The 17,746-nt window shown below is 51.9% G+C and carries 16 protein-coding genes; 9 read left to right on the forward strand and 7 right to left on the reverse strand.

Going from position 1 to position 17,746, the window contains the following annotated elements; all coding sequences use genetic code 11:
- Position 1: 1 nt before the first annotated feature.
- From carB to IX31_RS14585, 4 genes are all read right to left on the reverse strand, one after another.
- Entirely contained in the window at positions 2 to 3,226 is a 3,225-nt protein-coding gene (carB, locus tag IX31_RS14570) for a carbamoyl-phosphate synthase large subunit (RefSeq protein WP_034459350.1), read from the reverse strand.
- Between the two features lie 15 nt (positions 3,227 to 3,241).
- Complete coding sequence (carA, locus tag IX31_RS14575) at positions 3,242 to 4,390, reverse strand: glutamine-hydrolyzing carbamoyl-phosphate synthase small subunit (protein ID WP_034459352.1); 1,149 nt, start codon at positions 4,388 to 4,390, stop codon at positions 3,242 to 3,244.
- A 466-nt stretch (positions 4,391 to 4,856) separates the two neighbouring features.
- Entirely contained in the window at positions 4,857 to 5,678 is an 822-nt protein-coding gene (gene dapB / locus IX31_RS14580) for a 4-hydroxy-tetrahydrodipicolinate reductase (RefSeq protein ID WP_034459353.1), read from the reverse strand.
- 169 nt (positions 5,679 to 5,847) lie between these two features.
- Positions 5,848 to 6,855: a LacI family DNA-binding transcriptional regulator gene (locus IX31_RS14585; protein ID WP_034459355.1), complete on the reverse strand. Its 1,008-nt coding sequence runs from the start codon at positions 6,853 to 6,855 to the stop codon at positions 5,848 to 5,850.
- 198 nt (positions 6,856 to 7,053) lie between these two features.
- Here IX31_RS14585 and IX31_RS14590 point away from each other — a divergent pair, with 198 nt between their 5' ends.
- From IX31_RS14590 to IX31_RS14610, 5 genes are read left to right on the forward strand one after another with little or no spacing between them, the layout of a single operon-like run.
- Entirely contained in the window at positions 7,054 to 8,802 is a 1,749-nt protein-coding gene (locus IX31_RS14590; RefSeq protein WP_034459357.1) for a class I mannose-6-phosphate isomerase, read from the forward strand.
- A 4-nt stretch (positions 8,803 to 8,806) separates the two neighbouring features.
- The gene (locus IX31_RS14595; protein WP_034459358.1) at positions 8,807 to 9,235 is read left to right on the forward strand and encodes a PTS sugar transporter subunit IIA; all 429 of its coding nucleotides are present in this window, start codon (positions 8,807 to 8,809) and stop codon (positions 9,233 to 9,235) included.
- A 9-nt stretch (positions 9,236 to 9,244) separates the two neighbouring features.
- On the forward strand, positions 9,245 to 9,739 hold the full coding sequence (locus tag IX31_RS14600; protein WP_034459360.1) for a PTS sugar transporter subunit IIB: 495 nt from the start codon (positions 9,245 to 9,247) through the stop codon (positions 9,737 to 9,739).
- Positions 9,740 to 9,750: 11 nt separating this feature from the next.
- A complete protein-coding gene (locus tag IX31_RS14605) occupies positions 9,751 to 10,548 on the forward strand; it encodes a PTS mannose/fructose/sorbose/N-acetylgalactosamine transporter subunit IIC (RefSeq protein WP_034459362.1) in 798 nt (265 codons plus the stop codon).
- Positions 10,548 to 11,363 (forward strand): PTS system mannose/fructose/sorbose family transporter subunit IID, encoded by an 816-nt coding sequence (locus tag IX31_RS14610; protein WP_034459364.1) that lies wholly within the window; start codon positions 10,548 to 10,550, stop codon positions 11,361 to 11,363. Before IX31_RS14605 ends, IX31_RS14610 begins: the two co-directional genes overlap by 1 nt.
- A 77-nt stretch (positions 11,364 to 11,440) precedes the next feature.
- On the opposite strand, the gene IX31_RS14615 is transcribed toward IX31_RS14610, so the two are convergent.
- The 3 genes from IX31_RS14615 to rihC form a co-directional block, all read right to left on the reverse strand.
- Positions 11,441 to 12,223 carry a glucose-6-phosphate isomerase family protein gene (locus IX31_RS14615; RefSeq protein ID WP_034459366.1) on the reverse strand — a complete coding sequence of 261 codons (783 nt, stop codon included), beginning with the start codon at positions 12,221 to 12,223 and terminating at the stop codon, positions 11,441 to 11,443.
- Positions 12,216 to 12,779, reverse strand: coding sequence for a glucose-6-phosphate isomerase family protein (locus IX31_RS14620; protein WP_034459368.1), 564 nt, complete (start codon positions 12,777 to 12,779; stop codon positions 12,216 to 12,218). The genes IX31_RS14615 and IX31_RS14620 overlap by 8 nt, the downstream gene beginning before the upstream one ends.
- A 103-nt stretch (positions 12,780 to 12,882) precedes the next feature.
- Positions 12,883 to 13,800 (reverse strand): ribonucleoside hydrolase RihC, encoded by a 918-nt coding sequence (gene rihC, locus IX31_RS14625; protein WP_034459370.1) that lies wholly within the window; start codon positions 13,798 to 13,800, stop codon positions 12,883 to 12,885.
- 100 nt (positions 13,801 to 13,900) lie between these two features.
- Between rihC and IX31_RS14630 the strand changes: the two genes are divergently transcribed.
- From IX31_RS14630 to IX31_RS14645, 4 genes are all read left to right on the forward strand, one after another.
- Positions 13,901 to 14,632 carry a FadR/GntR family transcriptional regulator gene (locus IX31_RS14630; protein ID WP_034459372.1) on the forward strand — a complete coding sequence of 244 codons (732 nt, stop codon included), beginning with the start codon at positions 13,901 to 13,903 and terminating at the stop codon, positions 14,630 to 14,632.
- Positions 14,633 to 14,729: 97 nt separating this feature from the next.
- Positions 14,730 to 15,632 carry a 2-dehydro-3-deoxygalactonokinase gene (locus tag IX31_RS14635; RefSeq protein ID WP_034459374.1) on the forward strand — a complete coding sequence of 301 codons (903 nt, stop codon included), beginning with the start codon at positions 14,730 to 14,732 and terminating at the stop codon, positions 15,630 to 15,632.
- On the forward strand, positions 15,629 to 16,270 hold the full coding sequence (locus tag IX31_RS14640; RefSeq protein WP_034459375.1) for a 2-dehydro-3-deoxy-6-phosphogalactonate aldolase: 642 nt from the start codon (positions 15,629 to 15,631) through the stop codon (positions 16,268 to 16,270). The genes IX31_RS14635 and IX31_RS14640 overlap by 4 nt, the downstream gene beginning before the upstream one ends.
- Before the next feature lie 61 nt (positions 16,271 to 16,331).
- The gene (locus IX31_RS14645) at positions 16,332 to 17,732 is read left to right on the forward strand and encodes an MFS transporter (RefSeq protein ID WP_034459377.1); all 1,401 of its coding nucleotides are present in this window, start codon (positions 16,332 to 16,334) and stop codon (positions 17,730 to 17,732) included.
- Positions 17,733 to 17,746 lie beyond the last annotated feature (14 nt).

The following is a 17,746-nucleotide window of genomic DNA, read 5'->3' on the forward strand; positions in this document are numbered from 1 at the left end:
ACTACTTCGTAATTTGCGCGTGCATTTCCTGCACTGAAATCACTTTTTCTGTCGCGTCAGAGTTCAGCGCCATCGCGGTGGCAAAGCCGCCGTTCAGCGTGGTGTCGTAATGCACTTTGTATTGCAGTGCGCTGCGGCGAATGAGTTTAGAATCTTCAATCGCCTGGCGTCCCGCCGTGGTGTTGATGATGTAGGTATATTCGCCATTCTTAATACGGTCCTGAATGTGCGGACGACCTTCATGCACCTTGTTCACCAGACGCGGGTTAATACCTGCTTCACCCAACACCACCGCAGTACCGTGAGTCGCATCCAGTTCGAAGCCCTGCTTCAGCAATTTAGCGGCCAGGTCTACCACACGTTTTTTGTCGCCTTCGCGAACAGACAGTAGTGCGCGGCCTGGTTTACGCATGGTGGACTGGCTGCCCAGCATCGCTTTGGAGAACGCTTCTGCAAAGGTGCGGCCGACGCCCATCACTTCACCGGTAGAGCGCATTTCTGGCCCTAACAGTGGGTCAACGCCCGGGAACTTGTTGAACGGCAATACCACTTCTTTCACAGAGTAGTAAGGTGGGATGATCTCTTTGGTCATGCCCTGCTGAACCAGCGTTTGCCCAACCATTACACGCGCCGCCACTTTAGCCAGCGCCATGCCGGTTGCTTTAGAGACAAACGGTACGGTACGCGCAGCACGTGGGTTAACTTCAATCAGGTAGACTTCGTTATCTTTCACCGCAAACTGCACGTTCATCAAACCGCGAACTTGCAGTTCGAAAGCCAGTTTCTGCACCTGCTGGCGCATCACGTCCTGGATTTCCTGGCTCAGCGTGTAAGCTGGCAGAGAACACGCGGAGTCACCGGAGTGAACGCCAGCTTGTTCAATGTGCTCCATGATGCCGCCAATCAGCACGGTTTCACCGTCGCAAATCGCATCGACATCCACTTCTACCGCATCGTCGAGGAAGCGATCGAGCAGCACTGGTGCATCGTTAGATACACTTACTGCAGTCTGGAAGTAACGACGTAAATCCACTTCGTCGTACACGATTTCCATCGCGCGGCCACCCAGTACGTAGGATGGGCGTACAACCAGCGGATAACCGATGTGTGCCGCTTTTTCTACCGCCATTTCGATGGTGGTAACGGTGGCGTTGGCAGGCTGTTTCAGCTTCAGGCGGTCAACTGCGTGCTGGAAACGCTCGCGGTCTTCTGCACGGTCAATAGCGTCAGGGCTGGTGCCGATAATTGGTACGCCAGCAGCTTCCAGTTCACGTGCCAGTTTCAGCGGAGTCTGGCCACCGTACTGCACGATAACGCCTTTTGGTTTCTCAACGCGGACAATTTCCAGTACGTCTTCGAAGGTTACTGGCTCGAAGTACAGGCGGTCAGAGGTGTCATAGTCGGTAGAAACCGTTTCAGGGTTACAGTTAACCATGATGGTTTCATAACCATCTTCACGTAGCGCCAGAGAGGCGTGTACGCAGCAGTAGTCAAACTCGATGCCCTGGCCGATACGGTTTGGGCCACCGCCCAGCACCATGATTTTGTCACGGTCGTTGTTCGGGTTAGCTTCGCACTCATCTTCATAAGTGGAGTACATGTACGCAGTATCGGTAGAGAATTCCGCCGCACAGGTATCAACACGCTTATAAACCGGATGCAGTTTGTATTGCTCACGCAGTTTGCGGATTTCAGACTCGCGAACGCCAGCCAGTTTAGCCAGGCGTGCATCGGCAAAACCTTTGCGCTTGAGCATACGCAGGAAGTCATAGTCCAGACCGGTGATGCCAATCTCTTCGACTTTCTCTTCCAGGCGCACCAGCTCTTCAATCTGCACCAGGAACCAGCGGTCGATGTTGGTCAGGTTGAATACGCCATCGACAGACAAACCTGCGCGGAAAGCGTCAGCTACGTACCAGATACGCTCGGCGCCAGCATCTTTCAGCTCGCGGCGGATTTTGGTCAGCGCTTCCGGGTCATCCAGATTCACTTTCGGGTCAAAACCGGTCGCGCCCACTTCCAGGCCGCGCAGCGCTTTTTGCAGGGATTCCTGCTGCGTGCGGCCAATCGCCATCACTTCACCCACAGATTTCATCTGTGTGGTCAAACGGTCGTTAGCGCCGACGAATTTTTCGAAGTTGAAGCGAGGAATTTTCGTCACAACGTAGTCAATGGATGGCTCGAACGACGCAGGCGTTTTGCCGCCGGTGATATCGTTCATCAGCTCGTCGAGGGTGTAACCCACCGCAAGTTTTGCGGCCACTTTCGCAATCGGGAATCCGGTTGCTTTAGAAGCCAGCGCAGATGAGCGCGATACGCGCGGGTTCATCTCGATAACAATCAGACGGCCAGTTTTCGGGTTAACCGAGAACTGTACGTTGGAACCGCCCGTTTCTACACCGATTTCACGCAGTACCGCCATCGAGGCGTTACGCATGATTTGGTACTCTTTGTCGGTCAGCGTTTGCGCTGGCGCAACAGTGATGGAGTCACCGGTGTGAATACCCATCGGGTCAAGGTTTTCGATAGAGCAGACGATGATGCAGTTGTCGTTTTTATCACGCACAACTTCCATTTCGTATTCTTTCCATCCGATCAGGGACTCGTCAATCAGCAGCTCTTTGGTTGGCGAAAGATCCAGACCACGCTCGCAGATTTCTTCGAACTCTTCACGGTTGTAAGCAATACCGCCGCCGGTGCCACCCATGGTGAATGAAGGGCGGATGATGCACGGATAACCCACGTCAGCCGCAACAGCCAGCGCTTCTTCCATGTTGTGAGCAATACCAGAGCGCGCGGTATCAAGGCCGATTTTTTTCATTGCCACGTCGAAACGGCGGCGATCTTCGGCTTTATCAATGGCGTCTGCGGTGGCACCAATCATGGTGACGCCGAATTCTGCCAGTACGCCCTGGCGTTCCAGTTCCAGTGCACAGTTCAGTGCCGTCTGGCCGCCCATGGTTGGCAGAACCGCATCCGGGCGCTCTTTCTCAATGATTTTGCGCACCACTTCCCAGTGAATCGGCTCGATGTAAGTGGCATCGGCCATTTCCGGGTCGGTCATAATTGTTGCCGGGTTGGAGTTCACCAGAATGACACGGTAACCCTCTTCACGCAGCGCTTTACACGCCTGAGCACCGGAGTAGTCGAACTCACACGCCTGGCCGATAACAATTGGGCCTGCGCCGAGGATCAGGATGCTTTTTATATCTGTACGTTTTGGCATTTTCTTAGCTCCTGATTATTTAGCAGTAGTGCGGTAGTGCTTAATCAATTCGACAAAGTGGTCAAACAGCGGTGCCGCATCGTGTGGACCCGGGCTTGCTTCAGGGTGGCCCTGGAAGCTGAATGCCGCTTTATCTGTACGGTGGATGCCTTGCAGCGTGCCATCGAACAGAGACTTATGGGTCACGCGCAGGTTCGCCGGAAGTGTTGACTCCTCTACGGCAAAACCGTGGTTTTGAGCAGTAATCATCACGCAGTCGCGATCCAAATCTTTAACCGGATGGTTACCGCCGTGGTGACCAAATTTCATCTTCACGGTTTTCGCACCGCTTGCCAGAGCCAGCAACTGGTGGCCTAAGCAGATACCGAATACCGGCACGTCGGTTTCCAGGAAGGATTTGATGGCGCTGATTGCGTAATCACACGGTGCCGGGTCGCCAGGGCCGTTAGAAAGGAAGATGCCGTCCGGGTTCATCTTCAGCACTTCTTCTGCTGGCGTCTGCGCCGGAACCACCGTCAGGCGGCAACCGCGGTCAACCAACATGCGCAGAATGTTGCGCTTCACGCCGTAATCGTAAGCCACGACATGGAATGGTAAGTCTTCTTCTTTAGCTGCTTCAGGTAATTCACCTTCCAGCGTCCAGCTGCCTTGCTGCCAGGCATAAGATTCCTGAGTGGTCACTTCTTTCGCCAGATCCATGCCGTTAAGGCCTGGGAAGGCTTTCGCTTTCTCAAGAGCCAGAGAGGCGTCCAGGTTATCACCGGCAATAATGCAGCCATTCTGTGCACCTTTCTCACGCAGGATTCGGGTCAGCTTACGAGTATCGATATCGGCGATGGCCACAATGTTATGGCGCTTCAGGTAGGAAGAAAGGTCTTCGGTATTGCGGTAGTTGCTGGCAATCAGTGGTAGGTCACGGATAACGAGGCCTTGCGCATGTACCTGGGAGGATTCTTCGTCAGCAGCATTGGTGCCGACATTGCCGATATGAGGATAAGTAAGAGTGACAATCTGGCGGGAGTAGGAAGGATCAGTGAGGATTTCTTGATAACCGGTCAAAGAGGTGTTGAAAACGACTTCCCCAATGGCCGAACCCGATGCCCCAATGGCCCGACCGTGGAATTGGGTTCCGTCTTCCAGAACCAATATTGCTGACTTAATCAAAACGCCCTCCAGGGAATAAACAGTCAATTTATTTGCATATTAATTCAAAACGAATTCAGGAATCAATGCAAAACAGCCTGTCATTTGGATTTTTGACAAACGGCGGCATTCTAGTGAGAGGCCGGGGAAAAGTCTACCATAAGCGCAACTTTTTATGTGTTTTTTAGCGATCTGATGTAAAAAAGAGGAATTGACCGGTGAAATCAACAGCTAACTTACGGTGCGTAATCGGTTGCGGACCTGGATGAATGGGAATCTGATGGTAATCATGAAAAAAGTGGACCAAATGGTCAAAAATGATAAGAAAACAACAGATAAATGGCGGTAAAGATAAAATTATAAGAATTTCAAACAAAATAAATAGAGAAACAACCAAAATAACATTAAATAAAAAGGGCAATAAAATATTGCCCTATCAATCAAGTAATTATGATTGAAATAACCACATCACGATGGGTAATAACGATTACAAATTATTAAGATCAAGGACATCACGCATGTCATAAAGACCGCTTTTCATAGCACTCAACCATAATGCAGACTTAACCGCGCCATTTGCAAAAGTCATACGACTGGATGCTTTATGGCTGATTTCAATACGCTCGCCGATGTCCGCAAACATCGCCGTATGTTCACCAATAATGTCACCTGCACGCACCGTGGCAAAACCAATAGTGCCTGGAACGCGCTCGCCGGTGTACCCTTCACGGGAATAGACCGCACACTCTTTTAAGTCCTTATCCATCGCATGGGCAATGGCTTCGCCCATCGCCAGAGCGGTACCCGATGGCGCATCAACTTTATGACGATGATGTGCTTCAATGATTTCGATATCGGTATAGTCACCCATCACTTTGGCCGCTTTCTCCAGCAGCTTGAGCATCACATTCACGCCGACGCTAAAGTTGGCGGCAAAAACAATCGGTACTTCACTCGACGCATCTGTAATCGCCTGCTTACCAGCATCATCAAAACCCGTCGTCCCAATCACCATGCCCTTGCCATGTTGGCGGCAGAAAGCCAGATGGTTCAGCGTGCCTTCAGGACGAGTGAAATCGATAAACACATCGAAATCGTTGACCACGGCATCCAGGCTATCGCTCACGATAACGCCCGTTTTCGCTACACCGGCTAATTCACCGGCGTCACTACCAACTAGGGATGACCCTGTACGTTCAAGTGCTGCACCGAGTTTGATGCCATCCAGCTGTAATGCAGCCTGAATCAGTTGTCGCCCCATGCGACCACCCGCACCCGCGATTGCTACACGGACTTGTGACTCATCCATATTCATTCTCTTTTCTATATTAATCTGCATATATAACGTTCTCAGGTTAACCAGCCTGCTCACAAGCCGCCACTCGAAAACACCGATAATAAGAAATTTATGACAAAACGCAGAAGTTATCAGTAAAACCCATTATTCACCTGATAATCAAAAGGTTTTAAATCACCTATTATGCAAACCCACATGACTCCCGCACCACCAGTGTGGGCGGGAGAATAATGCGCTTTGGCGGCTCATCATTTCCCTGAATGCGGCTGAACAATAGCTCTCCAGCTTTACGGCCAATCTCTTTGGCGGCAACTGAAACGGTGGTCAGCGCAGGCTGTACCAGCGATGCTTCGGTAATATCGTCAAAACCTACCAGCGCAAAATCGATGCCTGGCTGGCGTCCCATTTTACGCAGTGTCTGCATGACGCCGAGTGCCACAATATCCTGATAACAGACAGCGGCCGTTATTTCCGGATACTGCCGGAATAGCTCTTCAGCCACGCGCGCACCATCACTTTGGCTGGCGAGTGACGAAACGACCCATTCACTTTTCGGCTGGATACGATGCTCTAGCAGTTTGCTGCTGTAGCCGCCGATACGCTGCGCTCGGCTAATAGAATTTTCACTGCCGCCAATAAATGCAATGTTGCGATGCCCGAGACGCAACAGATGTTGTGTCGCCAATTGAGTGCCCAAAAAGTTATCGGTGCCGACAAAATCGAAGTCCACATCGTCCATGGGGCGCACCACCATAATCGCCGGAATATTGCGGCGCTTCAGGGTTTCAAAAAACAGCGGCGGCGTTTCGCGTGCTGCGCACAGCACCATGCCGCAGGCGTTATTACGCATCAGAGAATCGACAAATTTTTGCTGACGCTCGCCGGACTCTTCACTGTTTGCCAAAAATAGCAGCAAATCGTGGCGCTCCATTTCCTGGCTTAGCCCGGCTGTCATTTCACCGTAAAAAGGGTTGGTAATGTCGTGCAGCAAGAGTCCGACCTGATTACTGGTGCGATTACGTAAATTGGCTGCCGTTTGGTTATACACGTACCTCAGATCATCCAGTGCTTTCAGCACACGGGTTCGAGTAGCGTCAGAAATTCTGCCCCGGTTACGCAACACCATTGAAACGGTAGCAGTGGAAACTCCGGCCTGCTTTGCGACTTGGGCAAGGGTTACGGTGCTCATTGGCACTCCTTGGTATTTAGCAATTATTCTCAGATTAATCGAATAACCAAAAAATTGCATATCTCCATGTGAAAGCCATCACAGATAACACATCTTCAGGCGACATCTTGCTAAAAGTGGTGGGTTAATCGCGTTTACCACCCTGTTCAAAGTCGGTTAATCGATTAATCTTAATTTATCAAGAACAGGGAGAAGACTATGCATCCGGCATCATACGATAAGTATCCCGAAGTCAGCGTTTCGGGATTTGACCATCACGCATGGCAGGGTTGGCCCGCTATCCAACAAGCCGTCAGCAAGCAACTTGCTCGCTCGGGAAAAACCGTGTTGGTTATTGACTGCTACCCAGGCGTTCAGCTCGAAGAACTTCACGTGCAACTCATTGCACAGCTCAACCCAACTCTCACCATTAACGCCGAATCCGCACGCTTAAGTGAACAACATCTGCATGATTTGCTGGCACGCAACCTGACGGATGACCGGGTGTTTGGCGTACTGTCTTGCCATGAATTAAATGAGTTTTTCTGCCCGGAAAAACTCGCCGTCGCACAGCAAGAGGTCGCTGAAATAACCGAAGGATTGGTCGTGGTCTTCGGCCCGGGAGCAACACTTATTCATCCAGGTGATGTTCTGGTGTACGCGGATCTGGCGCGCTGGGAAATCCAGCAACGTTTTCGTCGTGGTGAACTCGGCAACTGGGGCGCGAATAACACAGATGAAGATATTCTGCGCCGCTACAAACGCGCATTTTTCATTGAGTGGCGTGTGTTTGATCGCCATAAAACGCCGCTTCTGAAACGTGCAGATTTCCTGCTTGATACCAATAATGCCGAACAACCTGCGATGGTCAGCGGTGAAGCGCTGAGAAGCGCGCTGCAACAAACCACGCAACAACCATTCCGAGTAGTGCCATTCTTCGACCCAGGCGTTTGGGGCGGCCAATGGATGAAAGACAAATTCGATCTCGATCCCTCAAAGCCAAATTACGCATGGTGTTTTGACTGTGTGCCCGAGGAGAACAGCCTGTTACTGCGTTTTGGTGATGTGCGGATCGAGATCCCCTCTCAGGATCTGGTTTTGCTCTACCCTCGCCCGCTGCTTGGCGAGCGTGTTCATGCTCGTTTTGGTGCGGAATTCCCGATCCGCTTCGACTTCCTCGATACCATCGGCGGGCAGAATTTAAGCTTCCAGGTTCACCCAATAACCGAGTACATCCAGCAGCATTTCGGTATGCATTACACCCAGGATGAGAGCTATTACATGCTGGAAGCCGAGCCTGGTGCGGAAGTGTATCTGGGGACAAAAACCGGCATAGATCCACAGGAAATGCTCGACGATCTTGCGAGTGCGCAGCGGGGCGAAAAAGCATTTGATGATGAGAAATTCGTTAACCGCTTCCCGGCACATAAACACGATCACTTCCTGATCCCGGCAGGTACCGTGCACTGCTCTGGTTCCGGTGCAATGGTGCTGGAAATCAGCGCCACACCTTATATTTTCACCTTCAAGTTGTGGGACTGGGGCCGCCTCGGCCTGGATGGTTTACCGCGTCCGGTGCATCTGGAGCATGGTGCGCAGGTCATTGACTGGCAACGTGATACTCAATGGGTTACCGAGCATCTGGTGAATCATTTTGAGCCTATCGCGGAAGGTGATGGGTGGCGCGAAGAACGTACGGGTCTCCATGAACGTGAGTTTATCGAAACCCGCCGCCACTGGTTTACGCAGCCAGTCACGCACCACACTCATGGTGGCGTGAACGTGCTGAATCTGGTGGAAGGCAGTGAAGCGCTGGTTGAAAGCCCGACCGGCGCTTTCGAACCCTTTGTGGTGCATTACGCCGAAACCTTCATTGTTCCGGCGGCAGTCGGCGAATATCGCATTTCTCCATACGGCAGCGGTGTAGGCCATCAGCTTGCCACTATGAAAGCCTGGGTAAGAGGATAACAAGATGATCAACGTAATTCTGGCAACACATGGCTCGCTTGCCGAAGCACTACTGGCCGGTAGCAAAATGGTTTATGGCGAATTACCACATGTATTCCCGGTGATGCTAACGGAAAACAAGGGCATCAATAGTTTTGGCGATGAGTTTACCGCGGTACTGAAACAGGCCGCCAAAGGCGCTGATGGCGTGCTGGTGCTGTGCGATTTGCAAAGCGGCACACCGTGGAACATCGCCTGCCATCATGCGTTCGATCCGCAAACGCAGCCACCAATGGCGGTGTTGGGAGGCGTGAATTTCCCGATGTTATTGCTAAGCGATGAAATAAAAGATCTGACCGACGTTTCGCAAGCGGCGGCAGTTTTACTGGAAGAATCGCGCGACTCGCTGGTTCAGGCCCAACTGGCTGAAACCACACAATCTGATGATTTCTAAGGGGCAACGATGAGTATTTCTTTTGTACGCATTGACGATCGGGTGATCCACGGCCAGTTGATCACCCGCTGGGCAAAAGAGTTGCCGTGCGATGGGATCATCGCCATTGATGATGCTGTCGCCGCCGATCCGTTGTTGTCTTCGGTAATGAAAGGTGCGGTGCAGGACACCAAAGTCTGGTTGTTTGATACCGCCACCGCGATTGAAAAACTGCCGAAGATCATCGCCAGCGAGAAGCGCTATTTCGTGATTGGTAAATCGCCCGTAACTCTAAAACGCATTGAAGAAGCGGGTATCAGCCTGCAAAACAGCAATAAGAAAATTAACGTTGGCCCGATGAGCGCACGAGCCACCACCACCACCATTGGCCCAAATCAATCTGTGAATCCGGAAGAGATAGCAGCGTTCGACTATCTCTCGCTGCGAGGGCACCAGATTGAATTTCAACTGGTACCCGATGCCAGCAGTTACAGCTGGCAGGATGCTCGACAAAAACTCAAATAAAGGAGTGCATTATGGCTTTCGAAGCAGCTCTAATCGGCATTCTCTGTTACCTCGGTGCACTAAGTAGCCCATGGCTACTGGGGTTGACCGGGGGCTGGTATCTGATTACCCGCCCACTGGTTTCAGGGATGCTGGTAGGTTTTATTCTCGGCGATGTGCAAACCGGGATTATCATCGGCGTAGCGGTTCAGGCCGTGTATATCGCGATGGTAACCCCCGGTGGTTCTATGCCTGCGGATCTCAACTTTGTGGCCTTCCCGGCCATTGCTCTGGGCATTCTTTCCAATAAAGGCCCGGAAGTGGCCGTGGCGCTGGCTGCCACAATCGGCATTGCGGGCACCGTGTTATTCAACGCCATGATGGTGCTCAATTCCTGGTGGAACCACCGTGCTGATGTCGCGCTGGAAAAAGGCGACGAGCGCGGCGTGTATCTCAACAGCGCTATCTGGCCGCAAGCGACTAACTTCCTGATGCGCTTTATTCCGACATTTATCGCGGTCTATTTCGGCGCTCAGTACATCAATGCCTTTATGGACAGCCTGCCGCACATCGTTCTTTCCACCATGAACGTGCTGGGCGGAATTCTGCCAGCTGTCGGTATCGCCATTCTCCTTAAACAAATCATCAAGAATTACAGCATGTTGATTTACTTCCTGGTGGGGTTTATCTGCATTGTTTTCCTGAAGCTAAACATGGTGGCGCTGGTGATTGTCGGCGCGTTACTGGCGCTGATTCACTACAACTACAAACCTGAGCCACAGGCTGAACGTGCAGCCTCTAAGCCCGCTGATGATGAGGATGAATTCTGATGGAAGAACGTAAACTCACTCGCCAGGATCTGCGCCGTTGCTGGCGCAGTTGGATGATGTATAACCTCTCGTCAATGAGCTTTGAGCGCCTGGAGTCATTCGGCTTTTGTTTGAGTATGCTGCCGGTGGCGAAAAAGCTTTATCCCGATGATGAACAACGTAAAGAGATGCTCAAACGCCACGCATCTTTCTATAACACCGAGCCGCAGTTGGGTGCGATAGTCAACGGTATGGTGCTGGGTCTTGAGGAGAAACGCGCCAATGGTGAGCCAATCGACGGCGAAACTATCAATACCCTCAAAGTTGGCCTGATGGGGCCAGTGGCTGGGATTGGCGATTCAATGATTCCGGGGATGTTAATCCCGATTCTGCTCAGTATCGGTATGGCGCTAGCGGCGGGCGGGAATATCCTCGGACCACTGTTTTACTGCGTGGCGTGGCTGGCGATTATCATCCCGGGCTCATGGTTCCTGTTCCTGAAAGGCTACCGAATGGGATCGACTTCCGTTGAAATGCTCGTGAGCAGCAAATCGACTCGCCTTCGTGAAGCGCTATCGTTATTAGGCGTATTCGTGATGGGTGGCGTGGCAGCAAGCTACGTGAAGCTCGGCACCGGACTTGAGTTTGTCACCAAAGATGGCGTGAATATCCATGTGCAGCAGATGCTGGATGGAATTTTCCCAAACCTGTTGCCGCTTTTAGTGGTGATTGGCACCTGGTATTTGATGGCGAAACGCGGTGTATCACCGGTGAAAGCAATGTTGTTATTGCTGGTATTGGCGGCAGTCGGTGTGGCCGTGGGGTTGTTCTCGTAAAAAGCGCTGGATGACGCTTCGCTTATCCCCTACAACACTAACCGTAGGTCGGGTAAGCGCTGCGTCACCCAACATGATTAAGGGTGGAAACCCACCCACTTCTGACTCACCATTCCTGGTTTTGAAATAAACTGAAAACGCGCAGGATCATCAATAAATTGTTGATATAGCGGCTCATCGGTAATCCCAAATTCGGTATAGCTTCGTGGTGAAGTCACCTGCAAACGCCCCGGCATATAACGGCGGTTATGCTGCCAGGCAATATGCTCATCCTGCAATAACGGATACCACGCCAGCCCTTTGTATGCCCGCACGGCTTCGTATTCAAATCCATATTCCCGGTCACACCAGGCACCAAATGTCAGCGGTTCATCCGGGGAAGCAGAGATCGTGGCATGCGCCCAGCCCGGCGGCACCAACACTTTTTCACCAGGCCCGGCCACGATCGCAAAGCAGCGGCCAGGATCGTCGGCAACATATTCCTGCATATATATAATCGCTTTACCCTGCCAGATTTCATATAGCTCTGGCGGCGACCAGCCACTGTGCGCACTAATTCGGTGAATATGCCCCTGGCTGCGGATCGGTTCATCGCCCAACCGCCCGGAAGCGTAAGTCACCACGCCAAACAGTAACATCCGTTTTTTAAGCTCTTCTCTGTCCTGCAAGCGCGCAACATCCATGACGATCGCATAAACATCCTCCGGCCCCTGGCAAAGCGGATCACGTAACGATGCACGGAACTGATCGAGTTTACGGATCTCCGGCACAGGCCCGATCACCTCTTCGCCGTAGCTAAAACCCATTGGCTGCTGATGGACCTGCATATCCAACCCAAAATTGAGGAGCGGCTCAGCCATTTTGCACCTCCTTCGCCTGAATTTTGCCACCCTGCTCTATAACGCGCAGCGCAAAGCCTTGTGCCAACGTCGCGTAATCATGCCCGGCAATGGTTGGCCAGACAGCCAGTGCTGAGAGAATTTCCGCTCCGGTGTTGATGAGACGATGTGCGGTAAAACCTGGAATGATGTGGACAGAGCCTGGGAATACTTGCTCCAGCTTCGCCTCACCCTGCTCGTTTTGCAGCAATAGCAATCCGCTGCCGCACAAGCCGAAATACACCTCGCCTTGCTCACGGCGCTGATGGAAATGCCCTCGCGTCATATAAAACTCATCGCCAACACGCCCCGGATTCAGATGCGTAGTACCCACATAAAGCTCGCCCTCACCCTGCGCTGAACTCAGCATTTCAACCTGGTAAATTGGCGTTTCTGAAGGGATCGCTCGCCAGGCAGTTTGATCGTGGAATATGCCAGCCAGATCCCCGCTGTGCGTGACCTTAGTAATGATATTTTCAGCCTTGAAATGGCCGTTAGTGAACGCCACGCCAGGTGGCATAAAGAAAGGAAAAGTCATGTTGTTTCTCCGGCCCAAGGAGAACTGCAAAATAAGCATAGCAGGTTAATCGATTAACCCTATAGTCAGGCCGAAGAAACTCGATCTACATCGCGTTAAATATTTAAGGTGCGAGTGCCAGGACTTCGGCAACCCATGTCTGAAAACCGGCAACATCGAGATCCAACGCCACATGGGCGTTTGGCTCGCGCTGATAGCGCCCTTCAATATCCACAACCGTCGTGCCAGAAGTAAATTCTCCGTGGGTTTCAACCGCCACAAAACACGGTTGAGTCTGGAATAGTTCCGGTTTAACCAGCCAGGCAATGGCGCATAAATCATGCATCCGTAAACCTGTCACCATGCTGCCGCTGCGATAATGACTAAATAGCGCGTGTAGCATTTTTCCGGTTTGGTTGAGAGATGGGAGCTGCGCTAAATACGCCGGGCTCAACATCGCCTGGTTGGTGACATCCAGGCCGCACATCACAATTTCCAGCCCGCTTTCGAACACCCGTGCGGCAGCTTCTGGATCGATGGCAATATTAAACTCGGCATTTGGCGTGAAGTTGCCGCGCCCCGCCGATCCGCCCATGATCACCAGCCGTTTGATCTTCGCTTTGCATTTCGGGTATTGAGTGAGCAGCAGCGCAATATTGGTCAACGGCCCAATAGCCACCAGCGTGATAGGTTCAGGGCTTGCATTCAGGCATTCATAAATAGCCTGAAAAGCGGGTTTTTCCAGCGGCTGGCGTTGGTGATCGACAAACGCATAACCTTCCATGCCCGACTCGCCATGCACATAGGCCGCATCGCGCAATTTACGCACCAGCGGCGTGGCAGCCCCTTGAGCAACAGGAATATCTTTGTGCCAGAAGTGCATCAGTTGCAGCGCGTTGCGGGTAGTTTTCTCGACGCTCACATTCCCGGCGACCGTGGTCAGCAACTTCAAATCAAGCTGCGGGGCAAAAAGTGCAGCGGCAATGGCTACGGCGTCGTCAATGCCTGGATCGGTGTCGAGAATAATGGGCGTTCTGTTCATACGTTGCTCTCTTATCTTTTAAGTACATACGGTGCGAATACGGCTCGTTTAGCTTACTATGTAGCTCATTTCCATGTTCAGACACGGCCGAGAAAGTGTAATGAAAGTCCCACAGACAAATATTTCAGAATCTGTCACCCAGCATCTTGCACGCCGTATTATGCATGGCGATCTCGCGCCGGGGCTTTCTTTACCAGGTGAAAACGAGCTGGCCGTGGAATATGAAGTTTCCCGCACGTCGGTGCGCAACGCCCTTCAGGTTCTTGCCGCAAAAGGGCTTATTTCAATTCAGGCCAAAAAACGCAGCACGGTGAATAGCCGCGAGCAGTGGAGCCTGTTGGATATTGATGTGCTCGGCTGGCTGTCTGAAGGTGAAGTTGACCTAAAACTAGTTGAACAACTGATTGTGACACGCCTGATTTTCGAGCCAAATGTGGCAACACTCGCGGCATTAAACGCCAACGGACATGATTTGGCAGCGATGGAAGACGCACTCCAGTTGATGCGTAAAGGCCAGGTTGAAGCGCAAAGAGCCTTATTTGAAGAAGGCGATCTGGCATTTCACCATGCGCTGCTGCGTGCTACACATAATCCTTTCCTACTGGCACTCGGTAATGCACTTTCCGCAGCCATGGAACTCTCTTTCAAACAAACAATTGAGAAAGATGTTCGCCAAACCAAAGTCGCCGTCGATGATCACTTTCAATTGTTTGATGCTATTCGCCTGAAACAAGTCGAAACTGCCCGCCAGCAAATGCGCACCATCTTATTAAATGCTGCCAAAAAACGTATCTGGCAAGATCGCCCGGAAATGTTCGACCACATTATTTGATCCTCATCTGACGTAATTTCGATCTCCCTCACACACTGTGATGTTTTTTTGCTCTAGCATTCTTGTATTACAAGATTGCATGGTTTGTATTACTTGAATGAAAACTCACTGGATTGCCATCGACTGGGGAACAACCAACTTCCGTGCATTTTTGATGCAGGGTTCAAAGCAGGTTTCCAGAATTAGCCAGCCTTGCGGATTGTTATCCGTCGAGAAGGATCAATTTGCACCTACGCTGCAAAACCTGCTGCAAACGTGGCTTGAGCAATATGGCAATTTGCCGATTGTGATGGCAGGAATGGTCGGTTCGCAGCAGGGTTGGCATGAAGTACCTTATGCGCCGCTACCGTGCAATGCGCAGGATTTGGCATCGCGCACGCTGGCGTTTACCACACCCTGGGGCAGCCAGGCATGGCTGATTCCCGGCGCTAACGGCACCAGTCAGTTTGGCCAGCCAGACGTGATGCGCGGTGAAGAAGTGCAGCTTTTCGGCTTGAGCGCTTTACATCCCGCCGATGAACATTTCGTTTTACTGCCGGGCACACACAGCAAACATGCGCAACTGCGCCTGGGCGAAATAACGGCTTCCTCCACGTTTATGACTGGCGAAATCTTCTCGCTGTTATCCCAGCATTCCATTCTTGGCCGCGCATTGCCGGAGCAGCAGGAAGATAACGAAGCCTTCCTTCTGGGCGTGAGAAAAGCGATGCAAGGCGCGCCATTCACCCATTTGATCTTCTCAGCACGCACTCGCCGCCTGGCCGGTGAAATAAAAGAAGCCAGCGTTCATAGCTATCTGTCTGGTTTAACCATCGGTTATGAATTGCAGGCGCTACCCGCAGCGCTTCACGCATGGTTAGTCGGCAGCCCGTCGTTGACCGCCCGCTATGAGCTTGCGGCAAGTCTGATGGATCTCAATTTCTCCCCGGCCAACGGCGATGACTGCTTCATTCATGGCCTGTGGCACCTCTTCACCCAACTCCAAGGAAACCGATCATGAGCCCGGAACAATTTATTACTCATTGGCAACAAGAGCCTCTACCGTTGATTGCCATTTTGCGCGGTATAACGCCGGAGCATGCTGTTGAAGCCGCAGAAATTCTGCTGGAGTGCGGTTTCCATTACCTGGAAGTCCCCCTTAATAGCCCCTCGGCACTGAAATCAATTCACCTGATGAGAGATACCGTAGGCAACCGTGGCTATGTCGGTGCGGGCACAGTGTTAAATGTGGAACAAGTGGATAGCGTTGCTGAATGCGGCGGGCAATTGATCATCTCCCCAAACTGTAATCCCGATGTGATTCGCCATTCAGTGAAACGCGGCTTGATAAGTCTCCCTGGCATCATGACACCAAGCGAGGCTTTTAGCGCCATAGATGCCGGGGCGAGCGCTCTGAAATTATTCCCGGCTGAACATATCACCCCAGTAATAACCAAAGCGTTCCGCGCAATTATCCCACGTGAAGTGGCCTGTTTACCCGTCGGTGGTATCCAACCTGATGCCGCGCAAATGCGTAGCTATATTCAGGCAGGAGCCAATGGTTTTGGCTTGGGCGGCGGGTTGTATCAGGCAGGTATGAGCATGGTTTTATTACGTGAACGAGCACAGGCGTATCAGCAAGCCTGGCTTAAACAATAGAACATTAAATTCCCTACACAATAAAAAAACCTCTTACCCTGAATTTTCTGGAGATAGAACAATGAGCAAAACTCTGGACAACAAACCCACAGCTTCGGTAGCGGAGTCAAAGGTTTATAGCAAGATTACACGACGCCTGATCCCGTTTTTAATCGTATGCTATTTCTTCGCCTACCTGGACCGCGTTAACGTCGGGTTCGCCAAACTCCACATGCAAGATGCGCTGAATTTTAGCGATACAGTATATGGACTCGGAGCGGGCATCTTCTTTATCGGCTACTTCCTGTTTGAGATGCCGAGCAACCTGCTGATGCAACGCTTTGGGCCACGCTTCTGGATTGCCCGCATCATGGTGACCTGGGCGGTGCTTTCGGCAGGCATGATGTTTGTCACCACGCCGACACAGTTTTATGTAGTGCGTTTCTTACTGGGCGTGGCGGAAGCCGGTTTCTTCCCTGGCATCGTGTTCTATCTCACGCTGTGGTTCCCTTCGTGGCGCTCCGCCCGCACCCTCGGGCTATTTATTCTGGTAACACCGCTTTCAACAATTATTGGCAGCCCGCTTTCCGGCCTGATCCTTAAGCTTTTCGAGGGCGTAGGTAGCCTGCACAACTGGCAGTGGCTGTTCCTGGTTGAAGCTATTCCCTCTTTCCTGCTCGCTTTTGTGGTGCTGCGTTATCTTGATAACGATGTGAAGTCGGCGAAGTGGCTGAGCGATGCTGAAAAACAGGTCGTCATTAACGATCTGGCAAAAGATGCAGCCAACCGCGAGCGCGCCAATAAAGGGAAAGTAGACAGCAGCCTGAAAGGCATGCTGAAAAATGGCTACGTCTGGCTGCTGGCGGTAGTGTTCTTTAGCTTCAATATCGGCTACTACGGTATCAACTTCTGGCTGCCGTCGATCATCAAAAGCTCCGGCGTGAGCGACGATTTCCATATCGGCCTACTCGCTGCACTGCCGTATGTCTTCGGTGCCTGCTTTATGGTGTGGAACAGTCGCCATTCTGACCTGAAACAAGAACGCCGTTGGCACATTGCTATTCCAGCCATGATTGGTTGCGTGGGGCTTGCGCTGAGTGCTTATTGCAGCGGTTCTACCTTCTGGATGATGGCGTGGATTTGCGTGGCGATGTCCGGCACTCTGGCATTGATTCCAACCTATATCAGCCTGCCTGGCGCCCTGCTTTCGGGTACCGCTGCCGCAGCGGGTATCGCTTTCGTTAACTCCATCGGCAATCTGGCGGGTTTCTTTGGCCCGACAGTGCTCGGCTGGCTGAAAGACACGACCGGACGCACCGACACTGGTTTATATATTCTGGCCGCCTTCTTGCTGCTGTGTGCGCCGTTAATTCTGACTCTGCCTGCTCGCCTGGCAAACCCCAAAAAAGTGATAACAGCCCTCGAACAGACAACTGAGCAGCCTGACGCTGTGCAGCCTTTCAACGCGACTATCGATCGCTAACGTTTAGAAGAGAT

The sequence above is a fragment of the Buttiauxella noackiae genome, from assembly GCF_000737905.1.
In the GTDB taxonomy this organism is placed as follows: domain Bacteria; phylum Pseudomonadota; class Gammaproteobacteria; order Enterobacterales; family Enterobacteriaceae; genus Buttiauxella; species Buttiauxella noackiae.

Bases quoted from the DNA above. Each gene is read 5' to 3' on its own strand.
- IX31_RS14595 (WP_034459358.1), top strand. From the start codon at position 8,807: ATGATCAACGTAATTCTGGCAACACATGGCTCGCTTGCCGAAGCACTA.
- carB (WP_034459350.1), bottom strand. From the start codon at position 3,226: ATGCCAAAACGTACAGATATAAAAAGCATCCTGATCCTCGGCGCAGGC.
- IX31_RS14635 (WP_034459374.1), top strand. From the start codon at position 14,730: ATGAAAACTCACTGGATTGCCATCGACTGGGGAACAACCAACTTCCGT.
- IX31_RS14615 (WP_034459366.1), bottom strand. From the start codon at position 12,223: ATGGCTGAGCCGCTCCTCAATTTTGGGTTGGATATGCAGGTCCATCAG.
- IX31_RS14605 (WP_034459362.1), top strand. From the start codon at position 9,751: ATGGCTTTCGAAGCAGCTCTAATCGGCATTCTCTGTTACCTCGGTGCA.
- rihC (WP_034459370.1), bottom strand. From the start codon at position 13,800: ATGAACAGAACGCCCATTATTCTCGACACCGATCCAGGCATTGACGAC.
- IX31_RS14630 (WP_034459372.1), top strand. From the start codon at position 13,901: ATGAAAGTCCCACAGACAAATATTTCAGAATCTGTCACCCAGCATCTT.
- IX31_RS14585 (WP_034459355.1), bottom strand. From the start codon at position 6,855: ATGAGCACCGTAACCCTTGCCCAAGTCGCAAAGCAGGCCGGAGTTTCC.
- IX31_RS14640 (WP_034459375.1), top strand. From the start codon at position 15,629: ATGAGCCCGGAACAATTTATTACTCATTGGCAACAAGAGCCTCTACCG.
- IX31_RS14600 (WP_034459360.1), top strand. From the start codon at position 9,245: ATGAGTATTTCTTTTGTACGCATTGACGATCGGGTGATCCACGGCCAG.
- IX31_RS14610 (WP_034459364.1), top strand. From the start codon at position 10,548: ATGGAAGAACGTAAACTCACTCGCCAGGATCTGCGCCGTTGCTGGCGC.
- IX31_RS14645 (WP_034459377.1), top strand. From the start codon at position 16,332: ATGAGCAAAACTCTGGACAACAAACCCACAGCTTCGGTAGCGGAGTCA.
- IX31_RS14590 (WP_034459357.1), top strand. From the start codon at position 7,054: ATGCATCCGGCATCATACGATAAGTATCCCGAAGTCAGCGTTTCGGGA.
- IX31_RS14620 (WP_034459368.1), bottom strand. From the start codon at position 12,779: ATGACTTTTCCTTTCTTTATGCCACCTGGCGTGGCGTTCACTAACGGC.
- dapB (WP_034459353.1), bottom strand. From the start codon at position 5,678: ATGGATGAGTCACAAGTCCGTGTAGCAATCGCGGGTGCGGGTGGTCGC.